Genomic DNA, 22,629 nt, shown 5'->3' on the forward strand with positions numbered 1-22,629 from the left:
CGCGCGGAGGCCGCGCGGCACGTGGTTCGGATTATGCCAAAGGGTGTGCGGGTTTCAGCCGCCCAGCACCGTCGACGGTGGCGGGTTGCCCGAGTCTCCACCCGTGGTCGCAGGCGGTGCCGCGGGGTGCGCGGGCACCGTCGGCGTGCTTGCCGGTGCAGGTGCCGCTGCGGCAGCCGCGGGTGGTGCCGCGGGTGTTGCAGCCGGCGCGGATGCCGTGGCGGTCACGTTGTTCGTCGGCACCGATTTCGTGGTGCCAGGCTTGGTACGCGCACCGTGGTGGAGCGACTTGGCAGCGTCCTTCGCCAGGCCTGTGCCGCCCGGAAGCGCCGTGACGGCAGACGGGTGCTTTTGCGCCTTTGCCGCGGCAGCCAGTGCTTTTTTCTGCTCTTCCGTCAACTGCTGATAGCTTTGCCACGCCTCGCTCTTCTTCTGCACAGGAAGCGACTTGGTGGTCTGAAAATTTTCGCGCGCGCGGTGGCGCTGTTCCGGTGTGAGCTTGACCCAGTCCGCCATGCGCGTTTGCAGGCGCTGCTGCTGGGCGGGCGTGTATTTCGGATACGCCTGGGCAATCTGCAGCCACTTCTTGCGGGCCAATTCCGGCAGGCCATTCCACTCCGGGGCCAGAGGCGCGAAGATGCGCTGCTGGACGATGGTCAGCTCGCCCCAGTTCGGGTGAACGGCGGGTAGGGGGTTGGTGGCAGGCGGCGTCGGCAGATCGACCGGCGCGTTGACTGTCACGCCGGGTGCTACAGCAGGCGCCGAAGCGGCCGGAACCTGCGCGATCGCAAGCCCCGTCGTCAGGCCGATCGCGCCGATCAAGCCAACGATGCCGGCGCGCAGGCGCAGTGTCCGTCCGCCTCGCGGTGGTTGGCCGTGGGTGTGCTGGAAGTTGCTCATCGATCAGCCTTTCACTGATCGTGCTTGAGGTACTGATGGAAGCCTTGATCGGCGTAAGCGGCCAGCGGCAGATCGTCGAGCAGCATTGCGGCATCGACCTCCGCGAGTTCGTCGACGCGTTGCTGCTGCTGCCACTGATAGATGCCCGCGAGCCCAGCCACCAGCGCGATGGTCGGCCACAGCAGGCCGAGGCGGCGCAGGACTGCGGCGGCGCGCTGCAGCGGCGACGGTGCTTCGCCTTCGGTGTCGAAGGACACCGAGCCGAGGCCCGGCATTGCCAAGGCAGGCGAGCGCACCGTGCTCGGCACTTCCGCTTTCTTGTGCGCAAGCGCCGTCCGGCGCGCCGCTGCGAGGCGGTCGCGCACGTCGGGCGGCAACTGTCCTGCCGACTCGTTCAGAGCGGTTCGGACGGCATGCACAAAACGGCGTTCTCGAAGTTCTACCTTGTTCATAGTCGGATCCCTCGCGCCCGCAGCGCTTGGGCCAGGGCGTGTGTCGCCCGCGAGCAGTGCGTCTTTACACTGCCCTCGGAACAGCCCATCGCCTGGGCTGTCTCGGCAACATCCATGTCCTCCCAGTAACGCATCAGGAAGGCCTCCCGTTGACGCGTGGGGAGTTTCTCGATTTCGCGTTCCAGGATTTCCAGCATTTGCGAGCGCTCAACCTTGTCGGCGCTGCTTTCCGCCGCAGTGGTGCCGGCTTCGCTTTCGATCAGCTCCAGCGGGTCGGTGTCGTCGCCCTCGGCGTCCGTGCGGAAGCTGGAAAACAGGCTCACCCATGTGTTGCGCACCTTGGAGCGGCGAAACCAGTCGTGAATCGTGTTCTGCAGAATGCGCTGAAAGAGCAGGGGGAGTTCGGCCCCCGGCTTGTCGCCGTATTTCTCGGCCAGCTTGATCATGGCGTCCTGCACGATATCGAGCGCGGCGTCGTCGTCGCGCACCGCGAAGACCGCCTGCTTGAAGGCGCGTTTCTCGACGCTTAGGAGAAAGGCCGACAGTTCCTGTTCAGAGGCCATACAACGGCGGGTGCGAATCCTGTGAGGCAGCCGCGCGAAAATTCACATTCTCAAGATGTGATGATCACGCCGCGTGGCGTCAACGGCCTTGGCCGTGAAAAATGTTGCGATGCTAGCAAAAATGCGGCTCCGCGGACAGTCCGACTGTCTGGCGGACCGCTTGCTAGCGAGAATCGCGCCGGCGCTGGACCGCTATGCGGCATTGCAGTATCATCCCCGGTTCACAACATCTGTGGTTTGTCTCATCTGGACGCCCATCAGGCGGACCATCCATGCAGACGCGCACCGCTCAAATCCGCGCCACAAGCCCGGTAGAGAGCATCCAAACAATTTTTTGCCGAAAATTGCAAAGGACTGACATGAATATGCCAAGCGCGGAATTTTCCCACGCCAATAGCGGTTCATCTGCCGACATGATGGGGGCTGACATCCTCGTCAATGCGCTCGCGGCAGAGGGCGTCGAGTTCGTCTGGGGTTACCCCGGCGGCGCGGTGCTCTATATCTACGACGCGTTCTACAAGCAAAACAAGATCGAACACATCCTGGTGCGCCATGAACAGGCTGCAGTCCATGCGGCTGACGGCTATGCGCGCGCCACGGGCAAGGTCGGTGTCGCCCTCGTGACGTCCGGCCCGGGCGTGACCAATGCCGTAACGGGCATCGCCACCGCCTACCTGGATTCGATCCCGATGGTGATCATCACCGGTAACGTGCCGACGCACGCCATCGGCCAGGATGCCTTCCAGGAGTGCGACACCGTCGGCATTACCCGCCCGATCGTCAAGCACAACTTCCTGGTCAAGGACGTCCGCAACCTCGCCTCGACCATCAAGAAGGCGTTCTACATCGCCGCAACGGGCCGTCCGGGTCCGGTCGTGGTGGATATCCCCAAGGATGTCTCGCGCGAACTCTGCAAGTACGAGTACCCGAAGACCATCGAGATGCGCTCGTACAGCCCGGTCAACAAGGGCCATTCGGGGCAGATCCGGAAGGCAGTGAGCCTGCTGCTGCAGGCCGAGCGTCCGTATATCTATTCGGGCGGCGGCGTGGTGCTCGCCGAGGCCAGCGAAGAGCTGCGCCAGCTGGCTGCGCTGACCGGTTACCCCGTGACGAACACGCTGATGGGTCTGGGTGCATTCCCGGGCACCAGCAAGCAGTTCGTGGGCATGCTCGGCATGCACGGCACGTACGAAGCCAACATGGCGATGCAGAACTGCGACGTTCTCATTGCCATTGGCGCGCGATTCGATGATCGCGTGATCGGCAGCCCGGCGCACTTCACCTCGCAGCCGCGCAAGATCATCCACATCGACATCGATCCGTCTTCCATTTCGAAGCGGGTGAAGGTCGACATCCCCATCGTCGGCAACGTCAAGGACGTGCTGCAGGAGATGATCGCCCAGATCCAGTCTGGCGAAGCCAAGCCGAACAAGACGGCGCTGGCCAAGTGGTGGGAACAGATCGAACAGTGGCGCAGCGTCGACTGCCTGAAGTACGACCGCACCTCCGAGATCATCAAGCCGCAATACGTGGTCGAGAAGATCTGGGAACTGACCAATGGCGACGCTTTCATCTGCTCCGACGTCGGTCAGCATCAAATGTGGGCCGCGCAGTTCTACAAGTTCAACGAGCCGCGCCGCTGGATCAACTCCGGCGGTCTGGGCACGATGGGTGTCGGCCTGCCGTACGCGATGGGTATCAAGAAGGCGTTCCCGGACAAGGAAGTCGTCACCATTACGGGTGAGGGCTCGATCCAGATGTGCATTCAGGAACTGTCGACCTGCCTGCAGTACGACACGCCCGTGAAGATCTGCTCGCTCAACAACGGTTACCTCGGCATGGTCCGCCAGTGGCAGGAAATCGAGTACGACAACCGCTACTCGCATTCCTACATGCAGGCGCTGCCCGACTTCGTGAAGCTGGCCGAATCGTATGGCCACGTCGGCATGCGCATCGAGAAAACGTCTGACGTCGAGCCCGCACTGCGCGAGGCTTTCCGACTCAAGGATCGCACCGTGTTCCTCGACTTCCAGACCGACCCGACTGAAAACGTCTGGCCGATGGTCCAGGCGGGCAAGGGAATTTCTGAAATGCTGCTCGGCGCGGAGGATCTGTAATGCGCCACATCATTTCTGTCCTGCTTGAAAACGAACCGGGCGCGCTGTCGCGTGTGGTGGGCCTGTTCTCGGCGCGTGGCTACAACATCGAGACGCTGACGGTCGCCCCGACCGAAGACCCCTCGCTGTCACGCATGACGATCGTCACGACTGGTTCGGACGACATCATCGAACAGATCACCAAGCACCTGAACCGCCTGGTGGAAGTCGTCAAGGTCGTCGACCTGACCGAAGGTGCGCACATCGAGCGCGAGCTGATGCTCGTGAAGGTGCGCGCGGTCGGCAAGGAGCGCGAGGAGATGAAACGCACCGCGGACATCTTCCGCGGCCGCATCATCGACGTGACCGAGAAGACCTACACGATCGAGCTGACCGGCAACGGCAGCAAGCTCGACGCGTTTCTCGATGCCATCGATCGCACTGCCATTCTCGAGACCGTTCGCACAGGCGGCTCGGGCATCGGCCGCGGCGAGCGCATTCTGAAGGTTTGAACCGGCGCGTGCACCAGCGTGCAACTGCGGCCGGACCCCATCGATATCGAAGTATTTGAAAATTAGGACATCAACATGAAAGTGTTTTACGACAAGGACGCCGACCTCTCCCTGATCAAGGGCAAGAACGTCACCATCGTTGGCTATGGCTCGCAAGGCCACGCCCACGCCCTGAACCTGAACGACTCGGGCGTGAAGGTGACGGTCGGTCTGCGCAAGAACGGCGCGTCGTGGAACAAGGCCGTCAACGCCGGCCTGCAGGTCAAGGAAGTGGCCGAGGCTGTGAAGGAAGCCGACGTTGTCATGATCCTGCTGCCGGACGAGCAGATCGCCGATGTGTACAAGAACGAAGTGCACAACAACATCAAGCAGGGCGCCGCACTGGCATTCGCCCACGGCTTCAACGTGCACTACGGTGCCGTGATCCCGCGTGCGGATCTGGACGTCATCATGATCGCCCCGAAGGCGCCGGGTCACACCGTGCGCGGCACGTACACGCAAGGTGGCGGCGTGCCGCACCTGATCGCCGTGCACCAGGACAAGTCGGGCGCCGCACGTGATATCGCTCTGTCGTACGCCACCGCCAACGGCGGCGGCCGTGCCGGCATCATCGAGACGAACTTCCGCGAAGAAACCGAAACCGACCTGTTCGGCGAACAAGCCGTCCTGTGCGGCGGTACCGTTGAACTGATCAAGGCTGGTTTCGAGACGCTGGTGGAAGCCGGTTACGCTCCGGAAATGGCTTACTTCGAGTGCCTGCACGAGCTGAAGCTGATCGTCGACCTGATCTATGAAGGCGGCATCGCCAACATGAACTACTCGATCTCGAACAACGCCGAATACGGCGAGTACGTCACCGGCCCGCGCGTCGTGACGGAAGAGACCAAGAAGGCCATGAAGCAGTGCCTGAAGGACATCCAGACCGGCGAATACGCCAAGAGCTTCCTGCTGGAGTACAAGGCCGGCCAGCCGACGCTGATCTCGCGCCGCCGCCTGACCGAAGAGCACCAGATCGAGCAAGTTGGCGCCAAGCTGCGTGCGATGATGCCGTGGATCGCCAAGAACAAGCTGGTCGACCAGTCGAAGAACTGATCGGACGCATCTTGTGCCAGAAAGCCAGCCTTCGGGCTGGCTTTTTTTATGCTGATTCCAGGGCGCCAGACATTGTTTCAAGTGCTGGCGCGGCCCCGTGTCGGCTAGAATGCCGCATTTCCTTCAAGACGCTGTCGAGGTCTGATTTGAACAACACGTATCCGCATCCCATCATCGCCCGCGAGGGTTGGCCGTACCTGGGCGGGATTTTCATCGTCACGCTCATTGTGCAGGCTGCCGCCGGCTTCGGCTGGGCCTGGCCGTTCTGGGTGCTGACGCTGTTTGTCCTGCAGTTTTTCCGCGATCCGGCGCGCGCCGTGCCAACACAGGCCAATGCGATTCTTTCGCCGGCCGACGGCCGCATCGTCGCAGTCGAGCAGGTGCGTGACCCGTATGCGGATCGCGACTCGCTGAAGATCAGCGTGTTCATGAACGTGTTCAACGTGCACTCGAACCGCGCACCGGTCGATGGCACGGTGCAGCAGGTGCAGTACTTCCCGGGCAAGTTCGTCAATGCCGACCTGGACAAGGCGTCGCTCGAAAACGAGCGCAACGCCATCGTGCTGCGCCGCGCTGATGGCCAGCTCGTCACTTCGGTGCAGGTGGCCGGATTGATCGCGCGGCGCATCCTTTGCTATACCAAGGCAGGGGAAGTGCTCACGCGGGGCCAGCGCTATGGCTTCATCCGCTTTGGCTCGCGCGTTGATGTGTATCTGCCGCTGACGGCACGCCCCCGCGTGACCATTGGCGAGAAGGTGTCCGCCACGCTTACGGTGCTTGCTGAGCTGGACTGATCCGGAGGCCGCCATGCCCGCGTTCAACCGACGCAAGAAGCGTTTTACCGCCGGCAACGTGACGCACTTGCGTCCGCTGCGGCACAACCAGCCGAGGCCGGATGACGACGATCTTGAGATCGTGCGTCCGCGCCGCCGCGGCATCTATCTGCTGCCCAACGCGTTTACGACGGCTGCGCTGTTCGCCGGCTTCTTCGCCATTGTGCAGGCGATGAACCTGAACTTCGAGACGGCTGCCATCGCCATCTTCGCGGCGATGGTGCTCGATGGCATGGACGGCCGCGTCGCGCGCATCACCAACACGCAAAGTGCATTCGGCGAGCAATACGATTCGCTGTCGGACATGGTGTCGTTTGGCGTGGCGCCCGCATTGGTCATGTACGAATGGATTCTGCGTGACCTGGGCAAGTGGGGCTGGCTCGCGGCGTTCGTGTATTGCGCTGGTGCTGCACTGCGTCTGGCGCGTTTCAATACGAACATCGGGTCGGTCGACAAGCGCTTCTTCCAGGGCATGCCGAGCCCGGCCGCCGCCGCGCTCATCGCCGGATTTGTCTGGCTGGCGATCGACAATAAGCTGCCCGTCAAAGAGCTGTGGATGCCGTGGGTCGCCTTCGGGCTGACGTTGTATGCCGGGCTCTCGATGGTGTCGAACGCGCCGTTCTACAGCGGCAAAGCGCTGGATGTTCGCCACCGTGTGCCATTCGGCGTGATGGTGCTCGTGCTTGTGTTGTTTGTCGTGATATCGAGCGATCCGCCGGTGGCGTTGTTCGGTCTGTTCGTTGGTTACGCAGTCTCGGGCTACGTGCTTTGGGGCTGGCGCGCGCTGCATGGGCAGCAGGGTAGTCCGCGCCTGCCGAAGCAGGCGTCAGACGACGCGCATGAGTGACCCATGCGCTTCATCAGTGTGCGCTTGCGTCAATTTTTGAATTCGTCTATAGTCGTTCGCATGCTTTCGCGCCCGATTTCCATTCTGATTACGCTAGTCTCGATTGATGGCCTACTAGGTCGTCAGGTCGGGACACGTGCATAGGAAATCGCAAGACAAGGCAAACAGAAACCGCCAAGTTTTCGCGAACCAGAATTCACAGCGCCCCGGCCTGCAACCATGCACGCCGGGGCGTTTTGCATTCTGCGCCGCAAGAAACCATCCAAAACACCACTAAGACCGACGCCAAAAACGTCACCCCACCAAGGAGCCGCCATGAGCGACAAACTCATCATTTTCGATACCACCTTGCGCGACGGCGAGCAGTCCCCCGGGGCGTCGATGACCAAGGAAGAGAAGATCCGCATCGCCAAGCAGCTCGAGCGGCTCAAGGTGGACGTGATCGAAGCCGGCTTCGCAGCCAGCTCCAATGGTGACTTTGAAGCGATCCGCGCGATTGCCCAGTCGGTCAAGGATTCGCGGATTTGCTCGCTGGCCCGTGCGAATGACCGCGACATTTCCCGCGCTGCCGAGGCGCTCAAGCCGGCGGGGCAGTTTCGTATCCACACCTTCATCGCCACATCGGCGCTGCACATGGAAAAGAAGCTGCGCATGTCGCCGGACCAGGTGTACGAGCAGGCGCGCCTGGCGGTGCGCTTCGCGCGCCAGTTCACCGATGACATCGAGTTCTCGCCGGAAGACGGCAGCCGCTCGGATATGGATTTCCTCTGCCGCGTGCTGGAAGGTGTGATCGCCGAAGGCGCGACCACCATCAATCTGCCGGATACGGTGGGCTATGCGGTGCCGGAAGGCTACGCCGCGCTGATCCGCTCGGTGCGTGAGCGCATTCCCAATTCCGATAAGGCGATCTGGTCGGTGCATTGCCATGACGATCTGGGCATGGCTGTTGCCAACTCGCTGACCGCTGTCCAGTTGGGCGGCGCACGCCAGATCGAGTGCACGATCAACGGCCTGGGCGAGCGCGCCGGCAACACCAGCCTCGAAGAGGTCGTGATGGCTGTGAAGACACGTCGCGACTACTTCAACCTCGATGTCGGTGTCGACACCTCGCAGATCGTGCCGGCGTCCAAGCTGGTCTCGCAAATCACCGGTTTCGTCGTGCAGCCGAACAAGGCGGTCGTTGGTGCCAACGCTTTCGCACATGCTTCGGGCATCCACCAGGATGGCGTGCTGAAGGCGCGCGACACGTACGAAATCATGCGGGCCGAAGACGTGGGCTGGACGGCCAACAAGATCGTCCTCGGCAAACTCTCTGGCCGCAACGCGTTCAAGCAGCGTCTGCAGGAGCTGGGCATCGAGCTGGATTCCGAGGCCGAACTGAACGCCGCCTTCACGCGCTTCAAGGAGCTGGCCGATCAGAAGGCCGAGATCTTCGACGAAGACATCGTCGCCATCGTTTCCAACGAGGCGCAGCACAGCGAGGGCGAGCACTTCCGTTTCGTGTCGCTGGCCCAGCGTTCGGAAACCGGCGAGCGGCCGCATGCACGCATCGTCTTCGTGGCAGACGGCAAGGAAGTGACGGGCGAAGCGGAGGGCAACGGCCCGGTCGACGCCACGCTGAATGCGATTGAGAGCAAGGTTGCCAGCGGCGCAGAGCAACTGCTGTATTCCGTCAACGCGATTACGACGGGCACGCAGGCGCAGGGCGAGGTGACGGTGCGGCTGTCCAAGTCGGGCCGCATCGTCAACGGCGTGGGCACCGATCCGGACATCGTTGCGGCTTCGGCCAAGGCTTACCTTGCCGCGCTGAACAAGCTCCAGGACAAGAGCAGCGAAAAACTTAACCCGCAGATCTGATCGCGGGTTTCATCAACACACGCAGGAGTCGGCCCAGACCCCAACACGATCACCACTGAGCGCGCACCCGGTTATCCACCGGAACGCGAAGCGGGTGCGGCGGCACCGGGCACGTCAGGAGCGTGCACCATGCCAGCCGTCTTTGAGAGCGATGTCTGTGCGATCCACGACATGGCCGACCCGAACGTCCACGCCGGGCGATGCGCCTCGCGTGGATGTTGCCGTTCTGGCTTTTGACGCGGGCTCAGCGGCTGGAATCGTGATCGTGGTCGTACATCGGGTCGGGGCTGACCTGCGTGAGCCGCACGATGCCGTCGGGGTCGAAATAGAAGTGCATCAGCGAGGGCCACACGCCTTCATGCTTGAAACGGTAGGACCAAACCTGCCGATCCATCAGCCGGAAATACGCGGTTTCTTCGGGCTTGCCGAACGTCTGCAGCACATCGTTTTGCGTCGCCGTGCCGACGCGGACCTGTGCAAAATCCATCGTGGTCAGAATCTGCCGGAACGAGACGAGCTTGCCGCTCGCATCGAAATCGGCGGCATAAGTGAATTGCCCGTAGGGCTGCGTCGGATAGAGCCAGCGCGTGCCGCCACCGGCGTGCGGATACCGTTCCGGTGGTGTGCCAAATCGTGCTTCCACGGCGGAAGCGGGTTGGCCGACGAGTGCTTCGCCCGTTTGTACGGGCGCCAACACGGTACACGCGCTTGTTGAAGCCAGCGCTACGGCGAGCAGCGCCGCGCACTGCCATGTCGATCGAATGCTCACAATGGGTCCTCCCGATGGCTTCAGTGTAGGCGGCCGCGTGATTTGCGCTGGCTTGTGTCGATACGCGGCGGCGCTTTACCATCCGCGCTTCACGGAGATTTGCCATGATGGTTCGTTGGTTTGTGGCCGCGTTGGCGGCCGTGGGGTTGTGTGGGGCAGCAGGTGCCCAGTCCGAAGCCGCGCCGATCCGGTTGGCGCTGATTGAAGGTCTTTCAGGCCCGTTTGCCAACGCGGGCGAAGCAGTCGAGCGCAATCTGCGCATGGCTATCGAAGGTGTGAATGCGCGCGGTGGTGTGAAGTTGCCCGATGGCAGCCATCCGCTTGCGCTGGTGCGCTTTGATAGCAAGAACACGGTTGATGAGTCGTTGCTGCAGTTGCAAGCCGCTACGGATGCCGGTATCCGCTTTGTGCTGCAGGGCAACAGTTCGGCGGCAGCGGCAGCGTTGTCGACGTCGATCTCGCGCTACAACGAACGTCATCCGGACGCGCGCGTGCTCTTTCTGAACTACGCCGCCGTTGATCCCGCGCTGACCAACGAAGCATGCAGCTTCTGGCATTTCCGCTTTGACGCATCGGCCGACATGCGCATGCACGCGCTCACGGAAGTGATTCGCGCGGACAAGGCCGTCAAAAGGGTCTACCTGATCGGGCAGGACTACACATTCGGCCGCCAGGTAGCGCAACTGGCGCGGCAGCAGTTGAACGAGAAGCGGCCAGACGTCGCAATTGTTGGTGAGGTGTTGCACCCCATCGGCAAGGTGAAGGATTTTGCGCCGTACGTGGCGCGCATTGCCGCGTCCGGTGCGGATACGGTCGTCACCGGCAACTGGGGGAATGATCTGACGCTGCTCGTCAAGGCCGCGCGGGATGCCGGACTGAAGGCGCGGTTCTTTACGTTCTATGGCAACTCGCTGGGAGCGCCAGGTGCGATGGGCGACGCAGGCGTTGGCCGTGTGGTGGCGGTTGCGGAATGGCATCCGAATTTGGGCGGCGCCAAGTCCGACGCGTTCTATAAGGCCTTCCGTGCCCGCTATCCCGCCCCCGCCGACGACTACCCGCTGCTGCGTGACCAGATGATGGTCGACATGCTGGCGGCGGCCATCAAGAAAGCGGGAACCACGGAAGCTGCCGCCGTCGCACGTGCGCTGGAAGGCGCTTCTCTGGACATCGGATTCCACCGCATCACGCTGCGGCCCGAGGATCATCAAGCCATCCAGCCCCTTGTTGTCACGCAGATGGAGCGTGCGGGCACGCCCGGTGCGCCTTTCGATATCGAGGGCTCCGGCTATGGGTTTCGTACGTTGAAAGTGATTCCGGAAGCTCAAGCAGCCCTCCCAACGACGTGCAAGATGGCGCGCCATTGAGGGAAACCAGGTGGGGCTGTCGCTGAAGTGGGGTTCTAGGCTATAATCGCGGTCTTGCTGTCCAGGCCAGACTCGGGCGGGGCGGCAAGATCATTGTTCAACACGGCACCAACGGCGGCTATTCAGGCGCTGCAGTGTCCGCAAGTCAAAGGAATCAAAATGTCCGTCGCTGACATCAAAAAGCAAGACATCGTCAAAGATAACGGCCGCAGCGCCAACGATACGGGTAGCCCGGAAGTGCAAGTTGCACTGCTGACCGCTCGCATCAACGAACTGCAGCCGCACTTCAAGGCGCACATGAAGGATCACCACAGCCGTCGCGGCCTGCTCCGCATGGTGAGCCGTCGTCGCCGTCTGCTGGACTACCTCAAGAGCAAGGACGCTGACCGTTACACCGCCCTGGTTGCGAAGCTGGGTCTGCGTAAGTAATGGTGGGTATCACGCACTGCGCGTGATGAAAAGTGCCTGCGTCAGCGTGCTGATGCAGGCATTTTGTTTTTGGCGGCTGCGTTTGTGGCCGCGCCGGGCAACCGGTGACTGATGGCAGTCGGCCAGTTCAAGATGAAGCGGCTGCCAAGGACCGGGGGCGGCAGGAAGCAGGGCCTTGTGTCATTCCAACGCGGCATTGATGCCAGCGCTGCGTTGGAATGGCATAAAACACACCTCTGCAACCGCACCGTCTTACGGAACGTGTTTGTCGCGGTGAAGCGCAATGAAGCGCGCCGCGAATACCGAACAGGAGATGCTATGACCATGTTCAATAAGGTCGTCAAAGAATTCCAATGGGGCGGCCATAAGGTCCGCATGGAGACGGGTGAGATCGCCCGTCAGGCGAGCGGCGCTGTGCTGCTCGACATGGACGACACCGTCGTGCTCGCCACCGTGGTGGGCGCCAAGAACCCGAAGCCGGGCCAGGACTTCTTCCCGCTGACCGTCGATTACCTCGAGAAGACCTACGCCGCCGGCAAGATCCCGGGTGGCTTCTTCAAGCGCGAAGGCCGTCCGTCGGAAAACGAAACGCTGACCTCGCGTCTGATCGATCGTCCGCTGCGTCCGCTGTTCCCGGAAGGCTTCTACAACGAAGTCCAGGTCGTGATCCACGTGCTGTCGATGAACCCGGAAGTGCCGGCTGACATTCCGGCGCTGGTGGCGGCTTCGGCTGCGCTGGCTGTGTCGGGCCTGCCGTTCAACGGCCCGGTGGGCGCTGCCCGCGTGGGTTACAAGGATGGCCAATACCTGCTGAACCCGAATCGTGCTCAACTCGCGCATTCGGATCTGGACCTGGTTGTGGCCGGTACCGAGCGTGCCGTGCTGATGGTCGAGTCCGAAGCGCAGCAGCTCTCGGAAGAAGTCATGCTGGGCGCCGTGGTGTACGGCCACGAGCAGATGCAGATCGCCATCAACGCGATCCACGAGCTGGTGCGCGACGGCGGTAAGCCCGAGTGGGATTGGCAAGCTGCTCCGAAGAACGAAGCGCTGGTCGCCAAGGTGTCCGAGCTGGGCCTGGCCGATCTGCAAGCCGCTTACCAACTGCGCCAGAAGTCGGCCCGCAGCCAGAAGCTGAAGGAAGTCTACAAGTCGGTTGCGACCAAGCTGGCCGAAGCCGGTGTGGAAGCCGACGGCGTGGAAGTCGACAACATCCTGTTCGAACTCGAATCGAAGATCGTGCGCGGTCAGATCCTGAACGGCGAACCGCGTATCGACGGCCGCGACACCCGCACGGTGCGCCCGATCGAGATCCGTTCGTCGGTACTGCCGCGTGCCCACGGCTCGGCCCTGTTCACGCGCGGTGAAACGCAAGCGCTGGTGGTGGCCACGCTCGGCACCAAGAGCGACGAGCAGATCATCGACGCGCTGCAAGGCGAGTACCGTGACCGCTTCATGCTCCACTACAACATGCCGCCGTTCGCCACGGGCGAAACCGGTCGCGTGGGCAGCCCAAAGCGCCGCGAAGTCGGCCACGGCCGTCTGGCCAAGCGCGCACTGATTCCGGTGCTGCCGAAGGACGACGAATTCGCTTACACGATCCGTCTGGTGTCGGAAATCACCGAGTCGAACGGCTCGTCGTCGATGGCTTCGGTGTGCGGCGGTTCGCTGGCACTGATGGATGCTGGCGTGCCCCTCAAGGCGCACGTGGCCGGCGTGGCCATGGGCCTGATCCTGGAAGACAACAAGTTCGCCGTGCTGACCGACATTCTGGGTGACGAAGATCATCTGGGCGACATGGACTTCAAGGTGGCGGGTACCGACGCAGGTATCACCGCGCTGCAGATGGACATCAAGGTGCAGGGCATCACCAAGGAAATCATGCAGGTGGCGCTGGCGCAAGCCAAGGAAGGTCGCTTGCACATCCTGGGCAAGATGCAGGCTGCCATGGGCGGCGCTCGCACCGAGCTGTCGGAGCACGCCCCGCGCATGATCACCGTCAAGATCAATCCGGAGAAGATCCGCGACGTGATCGGCAAGGGCGGTTCTACCATCCAGGCGCTGACCAAGGAAACCGGTTGCACGATCGACATCCAGGAAGACGGCACGATCACTATCGCGTCGACTTCGTCGGAAGGCATGGCAGAAGCCAAGCGTCGCATCGAAGGCATCACGGCCGAGGCCGAAGTGGGCAAGATCTACAACGGCACGGTTTTGAAGCTGCTGGACTTCGGCGCGATCGTGAACATCCTGCCGGGCAAGGACGGTCTGCTGCACATCTCGGAAATCGCCAACGAGCGCGTGAACCAGGTTTCCGACTATGTGAAGGAAGGCCAGGCCGTGCGCGTGAAGCTGCTGAGCACCGACGAGAAGGGCCGCATGCGTCTGTCGATCAAGGCTGCCAAGGCTGAAGAAGGCGACGTGCCTGCCGCTGCACCGCAAGCCCCGGGTGCTGGCGACGCTGCCTCGCAGCAACAGCAGCAACAACAGCAGTAAGCGAGCGGTTTTCGCCAAGAAAAACGGCTGGACGATGTCCAGCCGTTTTTTTGTTTACACTGCGTCGCGAGTTCCCCTCCCGTTGTCTCTTCGCGCCCCATCATGAGCCGCCTGTTCGAGCAAAACCGCATCGCCATCGTCTGGGATTTCGACAAGACGCTGATCCCGCGCTACATGCAAGTGCCGTTGTTCGACCGTTTCAATATCGCCGAGCAGGGTTTCTGGGACGAAGTGGCCGCGGGCGCGCGCGAAATCGAATCGCGCGGCCAGAAGGTCAACCAGGAAACGTTCTACCTCAACGTGCTGCTGCGCCATGTGCGTGACGGACGCATGGGCGGCCTCGACAATGCCACGCTGCGCGAACTGGGCGCTGAACTCGAATTCTTTCCCGGCGTGACCGATTTCTTCGAGCGCAGCAAAGCGTGGGTGCGCGACAACGCGGCCTATCAGGCGTTCGACATCAAGCTCGAGCACTACATTGTCAGCACGGGTCTGACAGAGATGATCAAGGGTTCGCCCATTGCTCCATACATCGACGGCGTATGGGGCTGTGAATTCCTCGAGGCGCCCGATTCGAGCGCAAACGGGCGACCGGTCATCTCGGAAGTCATCTACGCCATCGACAACACCACCAAGACGCGGGCGCTGTTCGAGATCAACAAGGGCGTCAACAAGCACCCGGAAGCGGTGAGCGTGAATTCGTCGATTGCCGAGGACGAGCGCCGCGTGCCCTTCGCCAACATGATCTACGTGGCCGATGGACCGAGCGATATTCCGGCGTTTTCGGTGGCCCGCAAGGGCGGTGGCCGCACCTATGCGGTCTACAACCCTGAGAGCCCTCGCTCATTCGAACAGGCCGACAACTTGCGTGCGGATGATCGCGTCGACATGCTGGGCCCGGCCGACTATCGCGCTGGCTCGCCGACGGAGATGTGGCTCAAATTGCATATCGGCAAGATCGCCGACGGCATCGTCCACGGAAAACAAGAAATCATGCGCGAGACGACGCGTGGCATTCCGCAGCACTTTGTCGAGCCCAAGCGTAGCGTCTCGTAACTCACGCCCTGCGTCTTAACCTCATTGATCCGATTCCCATGAAAGCGATTGAAATCACGCAATACGGTGGTCCCGAAGTCTTGCAGCTTGGCGAGCGGCCGATGCCGGAAGCCAAGGCCGGCGAGGTGCTGATCCGCGTGCGCGCTGCCGGCGTGAACCGGCCGGATGTATTTCAGCGCACGGGCAACTATCCGGTGCCGCCTGGCGCCTCGGATATTCCGGGGCTGGAAGTTGCCGGCGAGATCGTCAGTGGCGATCTGACGCATGCTGACAATCGCTACGGCTTGAAGGCGGGCGATCGCGTCTGCGCGCTGGTGCAGGGCGGCGGCTACGCGGAGTTCTGCACCGCGCCTCTAGGTCAAGTGCTGCCCGTGCCGGCTGGCCTGTCCGATGTCGAAGCGGCCGCGTTGCCGGAGAACTACTTCACCGTTTGGTCGAACGTGTTCGATCGCGGCTTGCTGGGGCGGGGCGCGCACGGCGCCGAGGAAACATTGCTCGTGCAAGGCGGCTCAAGCGGCATCGGCACGACGGCCATTCAGATCGCCTCCGCATTGGGCCACCGCGTTTTCGCAACGGCGGGGAGCGCCGACAAGTGCGCCGCCTGCGTCGAACTCGGCGCCACGCGCGCCATCAATTACAAGACCGAAGATTTCGTCGAAATCGTCAAGGCCGAAACGGGACGCGGCGCCGACGTGGTGCTCGACATGGTCGGCGGCAGCTATGTCGCGCGCGAAATCGCCTGCACCGCCGACGACGGCCGCATCGTATTGATTGCGCTGCTGGGCGGTGCCAAGGCCGAGGTGCCGCTCGGCGACATCCTGCGTCGGCGCATCACGCTGACGGGCTCGACGCTGCGCCCGCGTCCGGTTGCATTCAAGGCGGCCATCGCCGCCAATCTGTATGAAACCGTCTGGCCGTTGCTGTCGTCGGGGCGTATCAAGCCGGTCGTGCACGAGGTCATGCCGGCCGCACAGGCGGCGCAGGCGCATGCCTTGATGGAATCGAGTGCGCATATCGGCAAGATCATGTTGGTTTGGGATTGACGCCAGGACGCCAAAATTGACCCTGTTTTTGCCGCCGCGGTAGAATGCCGGGTTTATTTGACAGTCGACCGGGCAAAACGTGAACGCAAGACCGAAGCTGGTGGTGGGCAACTGGAAGCTGCATGGCAGTCTGAGCACGAACGCCGCGCTGCTTGAGCAGATCAAAGCCGCAGGCAAAACCGGCGCCGCGCTGGCGGTGTGTGCGCCGTTCCCGTACCTGGCGCAGTGCCAGTCGCTGCTCACCGGTTCTGCGGTGGCCTGGGGCGCGCAGGATGTGTCCGCTGAAGCGCGCGGCGCCTTTACGGGCGAAGTGGCGGCGTCGATGCTGTCGGAATTTGGTTGCGGCTACGTGATCGTTGGCCACTCGGAGCGCCGCTCGTACCACGGCGAAACTGATGCGCAAGTGGCGACCAAGGCCCTGCGTGCGCTGGAACACGGCATCATCCCGATCGTCTGCGTAGGCGAAACGCTGGCGCAACGCGAAGCAGGTGAGACCGAACAAGTGGTCGGCCGGCAATTGGATGCGGTGCTGGAGGCGCTGTCGGTGGAGCAGCTGGGCCGTATCGTCGTGGCCTACGAGCCGGTCTGGGCCATCGGCACCGGCAAAACCGCCACGAGCGAGCAGGCGCAAGCTGTGCATGCGTTCCTGCGGGCGCGCGTTGCTGCCCGTGACGCAGGTGTGGCGCAGCGCCTGGCAATTCTGTATGGCGGCAGCGTCAAGCCGGACAATGCCGGCGAATTGTTTGCTATGGCGGACATCGATGGCGGCCTGATCGGCGGTGCGTCGCTGAAGGCGGAAGATTTCCTGGCGATCGGTCGCGCATAAACGACGAATCGGGTCGCCATGTCCCCATGTGCGGCTGCAACATAATATTGAGAGAAACGAAATGGCAATTCTGAAGACTCTGCTGCTGGTGGCGCAAATTCTGAGTGCGCTCGGCGTGATTGGTTTGGTGCTGCTGCAGCACGGCAAGGGCGCCGACGTCGGGGCGGCGTTTGGCTCGGGCGCGTCGGGTAGCTTGTTTGGTGCCACGGGCTCGGCCAACTTCCTGTCCCGTACGACGGCCGTGCTGGCTACGGTGTTCTTCATTGCCACGCTGGCGCTGACGCTGATCGGCACCAGCAAGGGCAGCGTGTCTGCGGGTGTGATGGGTTCGGTCGCACCTGTTACGTCGACGGCATCGGCGCCGGCAGCCTCGGCTCCCACCGCTGCTCCGGGTGCGGCTTCCTCGCCGGCCGTGCCCAAGTAATTTGATGTAACGATCGCGGCGTACTGTCTGGGTTTTTCAGCGCGCCGCGAAGCATAAGATTTTTCTTTGTGCATTGAACAAAAGCTTCGCTTTGCGGTAGAATGCAAGGCTTGAAACAATACGGAAAACGGGCGGGGGCACTAAGTCTCAACCGGGTTCCTGATAGAGTTTCTTCCCCCAGCCGACGTGGTGAAATTGGTAGACACGCTATCTTGAGGGGGTAGTGGCGAAAGCTGTGCGAGTTCGAGTCTCGCCGTCGGCACCAATCAAATTCGGGGTCTGTTCCACGGGATGTTCCGCGCAGGCCCCTCCGCAAGACGACGCGCAGTCGAGGCGTCGTAAGGCTGCGGACCCGGCGCCTTCGATGGGGCGACAAGGCGCCGCCTGCGGGCAGTGCTGTTGCAACCATTCAAAAAGGCGGGCGTCCCTTGAACCTCGAAGCCTATTTCCCCGTACTGTTGTTCATCGTTGTCGGTGTTGGCCTCGGCCTTGCTCTGATGACCATCGGCCGAGTCCTCGGTCCGAACAATCCCGATCCTGACAAGCTCTCGCCGTACGAGTGCGGCTTCGAAGCATTCGAAGACGCGCGCATGAAGTTCGACGTGCGCTATTACCTCATCGCCATCCTGTTCATCCTGTTCGATCTGGAGACCGCGTTCCTCTTCCCTTGGGGCGTGGCGCTGCGTGAGATCGGCTGGCCGGGGTTCTTCGCGATGGGCGTGTTTCTTCTCGAGTTTCTCGTGGGCTTCGTCTACATCTGGAAAAAAGGCGCGCTCGATTGGGAGTGATGTGAAATGGCGATCGAAGGCGTACTCAACGAAGGCTTTGTCACGACAACCGCTGACAAGCTGATCAACTGGACCCGTACTGGGTCCCTGTGGCCGATGACGTTCGGTCTGGCATGCTGTGCCGTGGAAATGATGCACGCTGGCGCGTCGCGTTACGACCTAGACCGTTTCGGCGTGGTGTTTCGCCCGTCACCGCGTCAGTCTGACGTGATGATCGTGGCCGGCACGCTGTGCAACAAGATGGCGCCCGCGCTGCGCAAGGTGTACGACCAGATGGCTGAGCCTCGCTGGGTCATCTCGATGGGTTCGTGCGCGAACGGTGGCGGCTACTACCACTACTCGTATTCTGTCGTTCGCGGCTGTGATCGCATCGTGCCGGTCGACGTGTACGTGCCCGGCTGCCCGCCGACGGCCGAAGCGCTGATCTACGGCATCATCCAGTTGCAGGCCAAGATCCGCCGCACCAACACCATTGCGCGCAAGGCCTGACATGACCGAGAAGCTTGCCACCCTGAAGGCCGCGCTGGAAAAGGCGCTGGGTAATCGCGTTCAAAGCCTGACCGAGTCGATCGGCGAACTCACTCTCGTAGTGAAGGCTGCCGATTACTACGACGTCATGCACACTCTGCGCGATGATGCCTCGCTCAAATTCGAGCAACTGATCGACCTGTGTGGCGTCGATTATGCCGACTACGGCGACGGTGCCTGGAACGGCCCGCGTTTTGCCGCTGTGGTGCATCTGCTGTCGATCACGCACAACTGGCGTGTCCGCGTACGGGTGTTCGCGCCGGATGATGATCTGCCCGTGGTGCCGTCCGTGACCACGATCTGGAATTCCGCTGACTGGTATGAGCGTGAAGCGTTTGATCTCTATGGCTTGGTGTTTGAAGGCCATCCGGACCTGCGCCGCATCCTGACCGACTACGGCTTCATTGGCCATCCGTTCCGCAAGGACTTCCCCGTGTCGGGTTACGTTGAAATGCGTTACGACCCGGTGCAGCGCCGCGTGGTCTACCAGCCGGTAACCATCGAGCCGCGCGAGATTACGCCGCGTGTGATCCGTGAAGATCAATACGGTGGTCTGAAGCACTGAAGGGCGCCCGATCATGGCAGATATCAAGAACTACACCCTTAACTTCGGTCCGCAACACCCGGCCGCGCACGGCGTGCTGCGCCTTGTGCTTGAGCTGGACGGCGAAGTCATTCAACGTGCCGACCCGCACATCGGTCTGCTGCATCGCGCGACGGAAAAGCTCGCCGAACAGAAGACCTGGATTCAAAGCGTGCCGTACATGGACCGTCTCGACTACGTGTCGATGATGGTCAACGAGCACGCCTACGTGATGGCAATCGAGCGCCTGCTGGGTCTCGAGGTGCCGCTGCGCGCCCAGTACATCCGCGTCATGTTCGACGAGATCACGCGGATCATGAACCACCTGATGTGGATCGGTTCGCACGCGCTGGACGTGGGCGCCATGGCGGTGTTCCTGTACGCCTTCCGCGAGCGCGAAGATCTGTTCGACATGTACGAGGCGGTGTCAGGCGCGCGCATGCACGCGGCCTACTACCGTCCGGGCGGCGTGTATCGCGACCTGCCCGACACGATGCCGCAATACAAGGCATCCAAGGTGCGCAACGAGAAGGCCTTGGCCGCCCTGAACGAAACGCGTTCGGGCTCGCTGCTGGAGTTCATTGAAGACTTCACCAACCGCTTCCCGAAGTACGTTGACGAATACGAAACGCTGCTGACGGACAACCGGATTTGGAAGCAGCGCTTGGTTGGCATCGGCGTGGTAAGTCCGGAGCGCGCACTGAACAAGGGCTTCTCCGGTGCGATGCTGCGTGGTTCGGGCATCGAATGGGATGTGCGTAAGAAGCAGCCGTACGAGGTGTACGACCGCATCGATTTCGATATCCCGGTCGGCGTGAACGGCGATTGCTACGACCGTTATCTGGTGCGCGTGGAAGAGATGCGCCAGAGCAATCGCATCATCCGTCAGTGCATTGAGTGGCTGCGCAAGAACCCGGGTCCGGTGATCACCGATAACCACAAGGTGGCGCCGCCGTCGCGCGTGGACATGAAGACCAACATGGAAGAGCTGATTCACCACTTCAAGCTCTTCACCGAAGGTATGCATGTGCCAGAAGGCGAGGCGTATGCCGCCGTTGAGCACCCGAAGGGCGAGTTCGGCATCTATGCCATCTCCGACGGCGCCAACAAGCCGTACCGTCTGAAGATCCGCGCACCGGGCTTCGTTCATCTGGCCGCGCTCGACGAAATGGCGAAGGGTCACATGATTGCCGATGCCGTCACGATCATCGGTACGCAGGACATCGTGTTTGGCGAGATCGATCGCTGAACCCGCAGGAAACAACGGTTTGACGCGCAGGCAAGCGCGGCTGTGAAACGAGGACGCACGCCGGGGTAAGGCAGTCAGGTAATACGCCCCGCGTCCCGCACCAATCGCAACGAACATGCTATCAGCAGAAGCTCTCAAGGAAATCGACCGGGCGGTCGCGAAATATCCCGCCGACCAGAAGCAGTCCGCCGTGATGGCGGCGCTGGCGGTCGCGCAGAGCGAGAAAGGCTGGGTCTCGCCCGAAGTCATGCAGTTCGTGGCCGAGTACCTCGAAATGCCGCCGGTGTGGGTCGAGGAAGTGGCGACGTTCTACAACATGTATGACACCAAGCCGGTTGGCCGATTCAAGCTGTCGGTGTGCACGAACTTGCCGTGTGCGCTGTCGGGCGGCGAACGTGCTGCCGACTACCTGAAGAAGAAGCTGGGCATCGGTTTCAACGAGACCACCGCCGACGGCAACTTCACGCTGAAGGAAGGCGAGTGCATGGGCGCGTGCGGTGATGCACCGGTCATGATCGTCAACAACACCCACATGTGCAGCTTCATGAGCAACGAGAAGCTCGACGCGCTGATCGCTGACCTCCAGTCGAAGGCGCCGACCAACGGAGCAGGCAAGTAAATGACCTCCCTGCACGATCGACATATCCAGCCGTTGATTCTGGCCGGTCTGAACGGCGACAACTGGCACCTCGAAGATTACGTCAAGCGTGGCGGCTATCAGCAGCTCAAACGCATCCTTACTGAGAAGATCACTCCCGAGCAGGTCATTGCAGACGTGAAGGCCTCGGGCCTCCGCGGCCGTGGCGGTGCAGGCTTTCCGACGGGCCTGAAGTGGAGCTTCATGCCGCGTCAATTCCCGGGCCAGAAGTATCTCGTCTGCAACACGGACGAAGGTGAGCCGGGCACGTTCAAGGATCGCGACATCATCCGGTACAACCCGCACGCGCTGATCGAAGGCATGGCCATCGGCGGCTACGCGATGGGCATCACCGTAGGGTACAACTACATCCACGGCGAGATCTGGAACGAATACAAGATCTTCGAACAGGCACTGGAAGAGGCGCGCGCTGCGGGTTTCCTCGGTGACAACATCCTGGGGTCCGGCTTCAACTTCCAGCTGCATGCGCACCATGGTTATGGTGCCTACATTTGCGGTGAAGAGACCGCACTGCTCGAGTCGCTGGAAGGCAAGAAGGGCCAGCCGCGCTTCAAGCCGCCGTTCCCGGCGAGCTTTGGCCTGTACGGCAAGCCGACGACCATCAACAACACCGAAACCTTTGCCGCGGTGCCGTTCCTGCTGGCCATCGGTCCGGATAACTACTTGAAGATGGGCAAGCCGAACAACGGCGGCTCGAAGATCTTCTCTGTGTCCGGCGACGTGGAGCGTCCGGGCAACTACGAGATTCCGCTGGGCACCCCGTTCTCCAAGCTGCTCGAGCTTGCCGGCGGCATGCGCGGTGGCAAGAAGCTCAAGGCGGTCATCCCGGGTGGATCGTCGGCGCCGGTGGTGCCGGCTGATCTGATGATGGCCTCCGACATGGATTACGACTCGATCGCCAAGGCCGGCTCGATGCTGGGCTCGGGCGCTGTCATCGTGATGGACGAAACGCGCTGCATGGTGAAGTCGCTGCTGCGCCTGTCGTATTTCTATTACGAAGAGTCGTGCGGCCAGTGCACGCCGTGCCGTGAGGGCACCGGCTGGCTGTACCGCGTCGTCGATCGCATCGAGCACGGCAAGGGCCGCCAGGAAGACCTTGACCTGCTGAACAACGTGGCCGAAAACATCATGGGCCGGACCATCTGCGCACTCGGCGATGCCGCTGCGATGCCGGTCCGCGGCATGCTCAAGCACTACTGGGATGAGTTCGCGTATCACGTCGAACACAAGCAGTGCATGGTGCCCACCTACCTTTAAGCGTGGCAGA

Annotated in this window: 23 protein-coding genes and 1 tRNA gene; 20 read left to right on the forward strand and 4 right to left on the reverse strand. The window is 62.0% G+C overall.

Features of this window, described 5'->3' with window-relative positions:
- Window positions 1-54: 54 nt before the first annotated feature.
- The 3 genes from N511_RS0120705 to N511_RS0120715 are packed head-to-tail and all read right to left on the reverse strand — an operon-like array spanning window position 55 to window position 1,915.
- A complete protein-coding gene (locus N511_RS0120705; RefSeq protein WP_027681019.1) occupies window positions 55-900 on the reverse strand; it encodes a DUF3106 domain-containing protein in 846 nt (281 codons plus the stop codon).
- An 11-nt stretch (window positions 901-911) separates the two neighbouring features.
- Window positions 912-1,352 carry a DUF3619 family protein gene (locus N511_RS0120710; RefSeq protein WP_027681020.1) on the reverse strand — a complete coding sequence of 147 codons (441 nt, stop codon included), beginning with the start codon at window positions 1,350-1,352 and terminating at the stop codon, window positions 912-914.
- Window positions 1,349-1,915: an RNA polymerase sigma factor gene (locus N511_RS0120715; protein WP_012762315.1), complete on the reverse strand. Its 567-nt coding sequence runs from the start codon at window positions 1,913-1,915 to the stop codon at window positions 1,349-1,351. Before N511_RS0120715 ends, N511_RS0120710 begins: the two co-directional genes overlap by 4 nt.
- A 359-nt stretch (window positions 1,916-2,274) precedes the next feature.
- Here N511_RS0120715 and N511_RS0120720 point away from each other — a divergent pair, with 359 nt between their 5' ends.
- The 6 genes from N511_RS0120720 (at window position 2,275) to N511_RS0120745 (ending at window position 9,152) form a co-directional block, all read left to right on the forward strand.
- The gene (locus N511_RS0120720; RefSeq protein ID WP_027681021.1) at window positions 2,275-4,032 is read left to right on the forward strand and encodes an acetolactate synthase 3 catalytic subunit; all 1,758 of its coding nucleotides are present in this window, start codon (window positions 2,275-2,277) and stop codon (window positions 4,030-4,032) included.
- Window positions 4,032-4,523 (forward strand): acetolactate synthase small subunit, encoded by a 492-nt coding sequence (ilvN, locus tag N511_RS0120725; RefSeq protein ID WP_027681022.1) that lies wholly within the window; start codon window positions 4,032-4,034, stop codon window positions 4,521-4,523. Before N511_RS0120720 ends, ilvN begins: the two co-directional genes overlap by 1 nt.
- Window positions 4,524-4,598: 75 nt before the next feature.
- Window positions 4,599-5,615: a ketol-acid reductoisomerase gene (gene ilvC / locus N511_RS0120730; protein ID WP_009241074.1), complete on the forward strand. Its 1,017-nt coding sequence runs from the start codon at window positions 4,599-4,601 to the stop codon at window positions 5,613-5,615.
- A gap of 146 nt (window positions 5,616-5,761) precedes the next feature.
- Complete coding sequence (locus N511_RS0120735; RefSeq protein WP_004630830.1) at window positions 5,762-6,409, forward strand: phosphatidylserine decarboxylase; 648 nt, start codon at window positions 5,762-5,764, stop codon at window positions 6,407-6,409.
- Window positions 6,410-6,422: 13 nt separating this feature from the next.
- Window positions 6,423-7,295, forward strand: coding sequence for a CDP-diacylglycerol--serine O-phosphatidyltransferase (gene pssA / locus N511_RS0120740; protein WP_027681023.1), 873 nt, complete (start codon window positions 6,423-6,425; stop codon window positions 7,293-7,295).
- Window positions 7,296-7,610: 315 nt separating this feature from the next.
- On the forward strand, window positions 7,611-9,152 hold the full coding sequence (locus tag N511_RS0120745) for a 2-isopropylmalate synthase (RefSeq protein ID WP_027681024.1): 1,542 nt from the start codon (window positions 7,611-7,613) through the stop codon (window positions 9,150-9,152).
- A 244-nt stretch (window positions 9,153-9,396) separates the two neighbouring features.
- On the opposite strand, the gene N511_RS0120750 is transcribed toward N511_RS0120745, so the two are convergent.
- Window positions 9,397-9,915, reverse strand: a complete 519-nt coding sequence (locus N511_RS0120750) for a hypothetical protein (RefSeq protein ID WP_027681025.1) — start codon at window positions 9,913-9,915, stop codon at window positions 9,397-9,399.
- A gap of 113 nt (window positions 9,916-10,028) precedes the next feature.
- Here N511_RS0120750 and N511_RS0120755 point away from each other — a divergent pair, with 113 nt between their 5' ends.
- The 14 genes from N511_RS0120755 to nuoF all read left to right on the forward strand — a co-directional run bounded on the left by N511_RS0120755 (window position 10,029) and on the right by nuoF (window position 22,619).
- Window positions 10,029-11,285: a branched-chain amino acid ABC transporter substrate-binding protein gene (locus N511_RS0120755; RefSeq protein WP_027681026.1), complete on the forward strand. Its 1,257-nt coding sequence runs from the start codon at window positions 10,029-10,031 to the stop codon at window positions 11,283-11,285.
- A 159-nt stretch (window positions 11,286-11,444) separates the two neighbouring features.
- On the forward strand, window positions 11,445-11,714 hold the full coding sequence (rpsO, locus tag N511_RS0120760) for a 30S ribosomal protein S15 (RefSeq protein ID WP_012436069.1): 270 nt from the start codon (window positions 11,445-11,447) through the stop codon (window positions 11,712-11,714).
- A gap of 318 nt (window positions 11,715-12,032) precedes the next feature.
- On the forward strand, window positions 12,033-14,207 hold the full coding sequence (gene pnp / locus N511_RS0120765; RefSeq protein ID WP_037027177.1) for a polyribonucleotide nucleotidyltransferase: 2,175 nt from the start codon (window positions 12,033-12,035) through the stop codon (window positions 14,205-14,207).
- 102 nt (window positions 14,208-14,309) lie between these two features.
- Window positions 14,310-15,263 (forward strand): HAD family hydrolase, encoded by a 954-nt coding sequence (locus tag N511_RS0120770; protein WP_027681028.1) that lies wholly within the window; start codon window positions 14,310-14,312, stop codon window positions 15,261-15,263.
- Window positions 15,264-15,301: 38 nt separating this feature from the next.
- The gene (locus tag N511_RS0120775; RefSeq protein WP_027681029.1) at window positions 15,302-16,306 is read left to right on the forward strand and encodes an NAD(P)H-quinone oxidoreductase; all 1,005 of its coding nucleotides are present in this window, start codon (window positions 15,302-15,304) and stop codon (window positions 16,304-16,306) included.
- Window positions 16,307-16,385: 79 nt separating this feature from the next.
- A complete protein-coding gene (tpiA, locus tag N511_RS0120780) occupies window positions 16,386-17,132 on the forward strand; it encodes a triose-phosphate isomerase (protein ID WP_027681030.1) in 747 nt (248 codons plus the stop codon).
- A gap of 61 nt (window positions 17,133-17,193) precedes the next feature.
- Window positions 17,194-17,556, forward strand: a complete 363-nt coding sequence (secG, locus tag N511_RS0120785) for a preprotein translocase subunit SecG (RefSeq protein WP_027681031.1) — start codon at window positions 17,194-17,196, stop codon at window positions 17,554-17,556.
- Between the two features lie 180 nt (window positions 17,557-17,736).
- A tRNA-Leu gene (locus tag N511_RS0120790) sits at window positions 17,737-17,821 on the forward strand.
- Between the two features lie 163 nt (window positions 17,822-17,984).
- A complete protein-coding gene (locus tag N511_RS0120795) occupies window positions 17,985-18,344 on the forward strand; it encodes an NADH-quinone oxidoreductase subunit A (RefSeq protein WP_004630810.1) in 360 nt (119 codons plus the stop codon).
- A gap of 6 nt (window positions 18,345-18,350) precedes the next feature.
- Window positions 18,351-18,833 (forward strand): NuoB/complex I 20 kDa subunit family protein, encoded by a 483-nt coding sequence (locus N511_RS0120800; protein WP_004630808.1) that lies wholly within the window; start codon window positions 18,351-18,353, stop codon window positions 18,831-18,833.
- Window position 18,834: 1 nt separating this feature from the next.
- Window positions 18,835-19,437, forward strand: a complete 603-nt coding sequence (locus N511_RS0120805) for an NADH-quinone oxidoreductase subunit C (RefSeq protein WP_027681032.1) — start codon at window positions 18,835-18,837, stop codon at window positions 19,435-19,437.
- A gap of 13 nt (window positions 19,438-19,450) precedes the next feature.
- Window positions 19,451-20,704, forward strand: a complete 1,254-nt coding sequence (locus N511_RS0120810; protein ID WP_027681033.1) for an NADH-quinone oxidoreductase subunit D — start codon at window positions 19,451-19,453, stop codon at window positions 20,702-20,704.
- Window positions 20,705-20,819: 115 nt separating this feature from the next.
- Window positions 20,820-21,323: an NADH-quinone oxidoreductase subunit NuoE gene (gene nuoE, locus N511_RS0120815; RefSeq protein ID WP_004630801.1), complete on the forward strand. Its 504-nt coding sequence runs from the start codon at window positions 20,820-20,822 to the stop codon at window positions 21,321-21,323.
- On the forward strand, window positions 21,324-22,619 hold the full coding sequence (gene nuoF / locus N511_RS0120820) for an NADH-quinone oxidoreductase subunit NuoF (RefSeq protein WP_009241061.1): 1,296 nt from the start codon (window positions 21,324-21,326) through the stop codon (window positions 22,617-22,619). It abuts the gene before it with no gap.
- Window positions 22,620-22,629: the final 10 nt, after the last annotated feature.

It is taken from the genome of Ralstonia sp. UNC404CL21Col (assembly GCF_000620465.1).
GTDB classification, from domain to species: Bacteria; Pseudomonadota; Gammaproteobacteria; order Burkholderiales; family Burkholderiaceae; genus Ralstonia; species Ralstonia flatus.

Coding starts and splice junctions, on each gene's coding strand:
- ilvC (WP_009241074.1), top strand. CDS start 4,599: ATGAAAGTGTTTTACGACAAGGACGCCGACCTCTCCCTGATCAAGGGC.
- rpsO (WP_012436069.1), top strand. CDS start 11,445: ATGTCCGTCGCTGACATCAAAAAGCAAGACATCGTCAAAGATAACGGC.
- N511_RS0120800 (WP_004630808.1), top strand. CDS start 18,351: ATGGCGATCGAAGGCGTACTCAACGAAGGCTTTGTCACGACAACCGCT.
- N511_RS0120775 (WP_027681029.1), top strand. CDS start 15,302: ATGAAAGCGATTGAAATCACGCAATACGGTGGTCCCGAAGTCTTGCAG.
- N511_RS0120805 (WP_027681032.1), top strand. CDS start 18,835: ATGACCGAGAAGCTTGCCACCCTGAAGGCCGCGCTGGAAAAGGCGCTG.
- nuoF (WP_009241061.1), top strand. CDS start 21,324: ATGACCTCCCTGCACGATCGACATATCCAGCCGTTGATTCTGGCCGGT.
- ilvN (WP_027681022.1), top strand. CDS start 4,032: ATGCGCCACATCATTTCTGTCCTGCTTGAAAACGAACCGGGCGCGCTG.
- pnp (WP_037027177.1), top strand. CDS start 12,033: ATGACCATGTTCAATAAGGTCGTCAAAGAATTCCAATGGGGCGGCCAT.
- pssA (WP_027681023.1), top strand. CDS start 6,423: ATGCCCGCGTTCAACCGACGCAAGAAGCGTTTTACCGCCGGCAACGTG.
- N511_RS0120770 (WP_027681028.1), top strand. CDS start 14,310: ATGAGCCGCCTGTTCGAGCAAAACCGCATCGCCATCGTCTGGGATTTC.
- N511_RS0120745 (WP_027681024.1), top strand. CDS start 7,611: ATGAGCGACAAACTCATCATTTTCGATACCACCTTGCGCGACGGCGAG.
- nuoE (WP_004630801.1), top strand. CDS start 20,820: ATGCTATCAGCAGAAGCTCTCAAGGAAATCGACCGGGCGGTCGCGAAA.
- N511_RS0120705 (WP_027681019.1), bottom strand. CDS start 900: ATGAGCAACTTCCAGCACACCCACGGCCAACCACCGCGAGGCGGACGG.
- secG (WP_027681031.1), top strand. CDS start 17,194: ATGGCAATTCTGAAGACTCTGCTGCTGGTGGCGCAAATTCTGAGTGCG.
- N511_RS0120715 (WP_012762315.1), bottom strand. CDS start 1,915: ATGGCCTCTGAACAGGAACTGTCGGCCTTTCTCCTAAGCGTCGAGAAA.
- N511_RS0120710 (WP_027681020.1), bottom strand. CDS start 1,352: ATGAACAAGGTAGAACTTCGAGAACGCCGTTTTGTGCATGCCGTCCGA.
- N511_RS0120755 (WP_027681026.1), top strand. CDS start 10,029: ATGGTTCGTTGGTTTGTGGCCGCGTTGGCGGCCGTGGGGTTGTGTGGG.
- N511_RS0120810 (WP_027681033.1), top strand. CDS start 19,451: ATGGCAGATATCAAGAACTACACCCTTAACTTCGGTCCGCAACACCCG.
- N511_RS0120720 (WP_027681021.1), top strand. CDS start 2,275: ATGAATATGCCAAGCGCGGAATTTTCCCACGCCAATAGCGGTTCATCT.